Genomic DNA, 6985 nt, shown 5'->3' with positions numbered 1-6985 from the left:
CGATGGGGGTGGTGCCTTGCTGAACCACCCCTCACCCTCCCCTCTCCCCATGAGGGGAGAGGGGAACACAATCAGGGCGCTCAGTGGCGCCGCACTCGCCGCAACTCATCCACGATCAGCAGCACCGCGCCGACTGTGATCGCGCAGTCGGCCACGTTGAAGGCCGGCCAGTGGTAGTTGCGCACATAGAAGTCCAGGAAATCGACCACGTGCCCGTAGACCACGCGGTCGATCACGTTGCCGACCGCGCCGCCCAGGATCAGCGACACCGCGAAGCAGAACATGCGCTGGCCAGTATGGCGGTACAGCAGCCAGACGATGAACGCGCCCACCACGAGGCCAAGACCGGTGAAGAACCAGCGCTGCCAGCCGCCGGCATCGGCCAGGAAGCTGAACGCCGCGCCCTTGTTGTAGACCAGCACCAGGTTGAAGAAGCCGGTCACCGGGCGCGATTCACCATAGGTGAAGGTGCGCACGATGACGATCTTGAAGAACTGGTCGAGCACTACCACAAGCAGCGCGAAGGCCATCCACAGCAGCGGGGTGGTACTGGCGGCCTTGTTGTTGCGGCGTGCAGGGCGCGCGGAACGGGACGTGGTCGATGCCATCAGGCATGGCTCCTGTGTTCACCGGCGCCGAACAGGTTGCTGTCGCAGCGCCCGCAGAGGGTCGGATGGTCCGGGTTGTGGCCGACATCGGCGCGGTAGTGCCAGCAGCGCTCGCACTTGGCATGGGCCGACGGGGTCACCGTGACCAGCAGGTCGCCGGCCTCGGGCGCGTGCGTTACCTTGGCCGACGAGGTCAGCAGCACGAAGCGCAGGTCGTCGCCCAGGCTCTGCAGCGCGTCCAGCACCGGGCCGCCGGCCTGGATCGTCAGCTCGGCCTGCAGCGACGAGCCGATCTCGCCCTCCACGCGCACCGCTTCCAGCTGCCTGGTGACCTCGGCGCGCACTTCGCGCAGCGTGTGCCACTTCTGCAGCAGGTCGTCGGCGCCGTCGTCGACTTCCGGCACCGCGTAGTAGGTGCTGGTGAAGATGGTGTCGGTGTGCTCGGTGCCGTGGGCGAAGATCTGCCACGCTTCCTCGGCGGTGAACGACAGGAACGGCGCCATCCAGTGCAGCATCGCCTGGGTGATGTGGTACAGCGCGTTCTGCGCCGCGCGGCGGGCCTTGGAGTCCGGCGCGGTGGTGTACAGGCGGTCCTTCAGCACATCGAGGTAGAAGCCGCCCAGGTCCTCGGAGCAGAACGTCTGCAGCTTGGACACCACCGGGTGGAATTCATACGACTCGTAGTGCGACAGCACTTCCTTTTGCAGCTGCGCGGTCAGCGCCACGGCATAGCGGTCGATCTCCAGCCATTCCGACGCCGGCAGCGCGTGCCTGGCGTGGTCGTAGTCGGACAGGTTGGACAGCAGGAAGCGCAGCGTATTGCGGATGCGGCGGTAGCCTTCCACCACGCGCTTGAGGATCTCGTCCGAGATCGACAGCTCGCCGGAGTAGTCGGTCGAGGCCACCCACAGGCGGATGATCTCGGCGCCCATCTTGTTGGTGATGTCCTGCGGCGCCACGGTGTTGCCGACCGACTTGGACATCTTGCGGCCCTCACCGTCGACGGTGAAGCCGTGCGTCAGCAGCGCCTTGTAGGGCGGCTTGCCGTACAGCATCGACGCGGTCAGCAGCGACGAGTGGAACCAGCCGCGGTGCTGGTCCGAGCCTTCCAGGTACAGGTCGGCGAGGCGGCCATCGGGCGTATCGGCAGACGGATCGTACAGGTCGTCGCGGTGCGAGCCGCGGACCACGGTCCAGTGCGTGGTGCCGGAATCGAACCAGACGTCCAGCGTGTCGCGATTCTTTTCGTACTGGCTGGCCTCGTCGCCGAGCAGTTCCTTCGGATCCAGCGACTGCCAGGCCTCGATGCCGTGCTGTTCGACGCGCCTGGCCACTTCTTCCAGCAGCTGCGGCGTGCGCGGGTGCAGCGCGCCGGTTTCCTTGTGCAGGAAGAAGGCCATCGGCACGCCCCACTGGCGCTGGCGCGACAGCGTCCAGTCCGGCCGGTTGGCGATCATGTTGTGCAGGCGCTGCTTGCCCCAGGCCGGGAAGAACTCGGTGGCGTCGATGCCGGCCAGCGCGGTCTCGCGCAGGGTGGGGCCGGTCTTGCCGTTCTCGTCGGCCGGGTCCACGTCCATGCCCGCGAACCACTGCGAGGTGGCGCGGTAGATGATCGGCGTCTTGTGGCGCCAGCAGTGCATGTAGCTGTGGGTGTACTTGTGCGAATTGAACAGGTTGCCCGAGGCCTGCAGCACCTCGACGATCTTCGGATTGGCGTCCCAGATCGACAGCCCGCCAAAGAGCGGCAGCGTGCCGGCATAGACGCCGTTGCCCATCACCGGGCTGATGATGTCCGAATCGGCCATGCCGTGCGCCTTGCACGACTGGAAGTCTTCCACGCCGTAGGCCGGCGCCGAGTGCACGATGCCCGAGCCGGTGTCGGTGGTGACGTAGTCGCCCAGGTAGACCGGCGACAGGCGGTCATAGCCCGCGTCCATCTTGGCCAGCGGGTGGTGGAAGCGGATTTCCGACAGTGCCGCGCCGGTGGTGGTGGCCACGACCTTGCCTTCCAGGCCGTAGACCTTCAGTTGCTCCTCGACGCGCTCGGTGGCCAGGATCAGGTAGCCGCGCGGGGTCTCGACCAGCGCGTATTCCACTTCCGGGTGCACGTTCAGCGCCTGGTTGCTCGGGATGGTCCACGGCGTGGTGGTCCAGATCACGATCCAGCCTGGCTTGCCGTCGAGCTGCTCGAAGGGCACCTTGAAGGCGTGCGCCAGCTTGTCGGCTTGCGCGAACGGGAAGCCCACGTCGATCGACAGGTCGACCTTGTCCTTGTATTCGACCTCGGCCTCGGCCAGTGCCGAGCCGCAGTCGAAGCACCAGTTCACCGGCTTCAGGCCACGGAACACATAGCCCTTCTCCATGATCTTGCCGAGTGCGCGCAGTTCATCCGCCTCGTTGCTGTAGTTCATGGTCAGGTAGGGGTGGTCCCAGTCGCCCAGCACGCCCAGGCGTTCGAAATCCACCATCTGGCGCTTGATCTGCTCGGTGGCGTAGGCGCGCGCCTTGGCCTGGACCTCCTGCACCGGCAGGCCCTTGCCGAACTTCTTCTCGATCTGGATCTCGATCGGCATGCCGTGGCAGTCCCAGCCCGGCACGTAGACGGCGTCCAGCCCGGTCAGGCCGCGCGCCTTGATGATCATGTCCTTGAGCACCTTGTTGACGGCGTGGCCGATATGGATATCACCGTTGGCATACGGCGGGCCGTCATGCAGCACGAACTTCTTCGCGCCCTTGCGCGCCGCGCGGATCTTCTTGTAGAGCTGCTTGTCCTGCCACTGCTTGACCCACTGCGGCTCGCGCTTGGGCAGGTCGCCACGCATCGGGAAGGGCGTGTCGAGCAGGTTGACCGGATATTTGCTTTTCTCGGGCTTGGCGCGTTTGTCGTCAGACATTTCGATTCTCAGGGCAATTCGGGTTGGCGCGCGGGCGGCGACAGGCCGGCGGGCGCGCGGAAAGACTGGGGCAGGCGGCGTGCGTGCCGGGCCCGCGCCACTGGCGTGCGGGCAGGCGCCGGCCGCTACCTAATTCGGTCGGTGGCGGAGGTGGCGAAGTCGCGCCCGCCGCTGCCTTCGGCCGCGCCCGGGGCGGTCAGGCCGAAGAAGGCGCGCGCATCGGCGCTGTCCTTGGCGATGGCGGCGGTGAGTTCGTCCAGGTTGTCGAAGCGCGCTTCGTCGCGCAGCTTCTTCATGAATTCAACCCGCACCAGCTTGCCGTACAGGTTCTCTTTGAAATCGAACAGGTGGACTTCCAGCAGCACCCGGCCGGCGTCCTCGATGGTGGGGCGCACGCCGATGCTGGCCACGCCCGGCAGGGGCTGGTCGGCGATGCCGTGCACCTGCACCACGAAGATGCCGCTGACTGCCGGCCGCTTGTGCGAGATGCGCAGGTTCAGCGTCGGGAAGCCCAGGTCGCGGCCCAGCTTGCGGCCGTGGATCACGTGGCCGCTGATGGCATAGCCGTGGCCGAGCAGGCGCCGGGCGTGCTCCAGGTCGCCGTCGGCCAGCGCCTGGCGCACCGCCGAGCTGGAGATGCGGATGCCGCCTTCGGACACCGAGCCCATCTGCTCGACATCGAAGCCGTAGCGGCGCCCGGCTTCCTGCAGGTAGGTAAAGTCGCCGGCGCGCTTGGCGCCGAAGCGGAAGTCGTCACCGACCAGCACCCAGCGCGCGTGCAGGCCATGCCACAGCACGTTCTCGACAAACGCCTGCGGCGACTGGGCGGCAAAGTGGGCGTTGAAGTGTTCCACCACCACCCGGTCCACGCCGTTGCGGCGCAGGCTTTCCAGCTTGTCGCGCAGCAGCGCGATGCGGGTGGGGGCCTTGTCCGGGGTGAAGAACTCGCGCGGATGCGGCTCGAAGGTCATCACGCACAGCGGCAGGCCGCGTGCGTCGGCGGCTGCGCGCGCACGCGCGAGCAGCGACTGGTGGCCGCGATGCACACCGTCGAAATTGCCGATGGTGAGCGCGCAGGGCGCCCGGCTTTCGGCGTTGGGCAGGCCGCGGAAGACTTTCACGGGGACGGCGGGAAACGTTTCAGGGTAGGGTAGGAGCATACCATTTCTGGCGATGCTCCCCCCTAAGAACCGTACGTGCGAGTTTCCCCGCATACGGCTCAAGCCTCTCAAAGTAAATGAGTCAATCAAGTACCGGCTTTACAGCGATTTTACCGTAGTGATGGACTTGAACATGGCAACCGGGATGCACCAGCACGCGATTTCCTAGAGCATCGGAGCCGCCAAGAATGCGCGGCACGATGTGATGGTCGTCCCATCCGGTCTCTTTGGTTATCTTGCTCTGACACACTGCACACAAGCCCCGCTGGGACATATACAGCTTGATCCATTGCTTACGGTGTGACATGTCTTCCGACATGCGTTCCTGTCGCAATTTCTCACCATACATTTCCTGCGCTGGGTCAAAGGGATGGTAGTCCCCCCGAACCTTCTTGTGCCTCCTGATCTGCGTACCCGCAAGCGAGTACAGCTCCAACCAGAAGGGGGCGCCCTTCTTATCCACAGTTGTGGTTCCAAACATCCAGTTCCGAGCCTCGACGGTAGCGAAATACTTTTTCCGCACCCACTCAGCATTCTTCCCTCGATGTCGCCGTTTTGCCCACCGCCACAGAGCCCCGAAAATTTGGTGCTCCATCTTGGTGAACGTCGCCTTTGCTACCACCGGGCGATGATACTGCGCCCATCCTCTTAACATCGGATTCAGCAGTCTGATCAGATCTTCCTGCTTTGCCGTTTTCTTGACACTGATGACTTCCTTCACGTTGCGGTAGAACGCTTGCACGTTCTTCTTGCTCGGCTTAATGAGCAGCTTTCCCGAGTACTTTCGGAAATTCCACCCCAGAAAGTCAAAGCCGTTGGCGATGTTGACGATCCGCGTTCTCTCCGTCGATAGGGTCAGCCCCCGTACTGCTAGGAACTTCTCCACCCACGGCTTCACTTCGTTTTCTAACACCTCCGGCGTGTTGCCGGTGATCACGAAGTCGTCCGCATAGCGCACTACATTCACTTTCAGCTTGTTCGAATTCACAACGCCGAACTTCGCCCGTAGGGACGCATTCAGTTGTCGCTCCAATCCGTTCAATGCCACATTTGCCAGAGTCGGGGAAATGATGCCCCCCTGTGGTGTTCCAGCGTCGGTCGCCTGAAACTGGCCCTGAAATACCACGCCAGCCTTCAGCCATTTCCGTAGGATTGCTTTGTCCATCGGGACATTGCGCTCCAGCCAGTCGTGACTGATATGGTCAAAGCACCCCTTGATATCCGCTTCCAGCACCCATTGAGCCGAAGCTCTCTTGGACAAGGATGCGAATAGCTGGGACATGGCATCGTGAGTGGAGCGATTGATCCGGAACCCATAAGAGTTCGGATCGCTCGTCCCTTCGGACACCGGCTCCAGCGCCAGCAGATACAACGCTTGCATGGCTCTGTCCAACATGGTCGGGATGCCCAAGGGGCGTTCCTTTCCGTTGGCCTTGGGGATGAAGACCCTCCGTAAGGGCAAAGGTCTATATCCCCGGCGCTTCAACCGCCCGATGGCTACCCACCGGACTTCAGGCGAGTCCCATAGTTCGCGGTCGACACCTGCCGTCCGCGCACCTTGGTTCTTCGCCACTCGTCGCACCGCCGATGCCTTGGCGGAGAACGAGCGGGTTAGAGACCGTTGCAAGGCTTTCACCCTGCGCCAGTCCCCTTCCTGTGTTGCCTTCGCAATTCGAATCTGCATTACCCGAACGTTCCGGTCGACACGGCGCCAATCAATGTCGCCCCATCTCTGCGGTACGCCGGAAGGCGCAGATTCATCCTTGCAGACGAATGCTTCCATGCTGCCCTCCTATCTTGAGGATCTTCCCCAACATCGAAAGACAACACGCCCCTTGAGGGACATGTTGCCCCTCAAGGGAAGAAAAATTGAACAAGCGAGTTCAGTCAGTCGTCTTGCGACGAGTAGACCAGTTGGAAGTCTGCCCGCTTTCGCGTGGGATGATTTCAATCCCTATCCGGATCATTACAACCCGGCGTTCGCTTTTTCCAACCTCCCATACCCGCACAGCCAACAGCGTTCCTTGCGGTTCGCCTGCCTGAGCCTTATTGCGCCCAGGCAGCCATACGGGCTTACCACGTTCCCCACGCGTTACACGACTGGGTTAGGGCCTGCCTCTTCGCCGGTGGTCTGAAGGCGATGTACTCCGAGCTTTAAGCGGAGTATCCGACCACGTACCTTTTGGTTAGTGCCTATCATCAGCTTTGGCACTGCAATGCTTACGACGTTTATCAGCAGTTCACATGTGTTACCCATACCAGCCAGCCTAGCTCCTCAACCGATGCTGCTTCGGTTTGCTACCCGTAGATCTCACAACCCACG

The 6985-nt window shown here is 63.0% G+C and carries 4 protein-coding genes; all 4 read right to left on the bottom strand.

The window, feature by feature from the left end; translation table 11 throughout:
- Positions 1-80: 80 nt before the first annotated feature.
- Positions 81-608, bottom strand: coding sequence for a signal peptidase II (lspA, locus tag CF68_RS17950; RefSeq protein ID WP_035821210.1), 528 nt, complete (start codon positions 606-608; stop codon positions 81-83).
- Positions 608-3502, bottom strand: coding sequence for an isoleucine--tRNA ligase (gene ileS, locus CF68_RS17945; protein WP_035821208.1), 2895 nt, complete (start codon positions 3500-3502; stop codon positions 608-610). The genes lspA and ileS overlap by 1 nt, the downstream gene beginning before the upstream one ends.
- A 125-nt stretch (positions 3503-3627) precedes the next feature.
- Positions 3628-4623 carry a bifunctional riboflavin kinase/FAD synthetase gene (locus CF68_RS17940; protein WP_035821206.1) on the bottom strand — a complete coding sequence of 332 codons (996 nt, stop codon included), beginning with the start codon at positions 4621-4623 and terminating at the stop codon, positions 3628-3630.
- A gap of 121 nt (positions 4624-4744) precedes the next feature.
- A complete protein-coding gene (gene ltrA, locus CF68_RS17935) occupies positions 4745-6445 on the bottom strand; it encodes a group II intron reverse transcriptase/maturase (protein WP_035821204.1) in 1701 nt (566 codons plus the stop codon).
- Positions 6446-6985 lie beyond the last annotated feature (540 nt).

The sequence above is a fragment of the Cupriavidus sp. SK-4 genome (assembly GCF_000611125.1).
GTDB lineage: Bacteria > Pseudomonadota > Gammaproteobacteria > Burkholderiales > Burkholderiaceae > Cupriavidus > Cupriavidus necator.
Note: the sequence above shows the minus strand (reverse complement) of the source record. Positions and strands in the feature narration are given on the sequence as shown.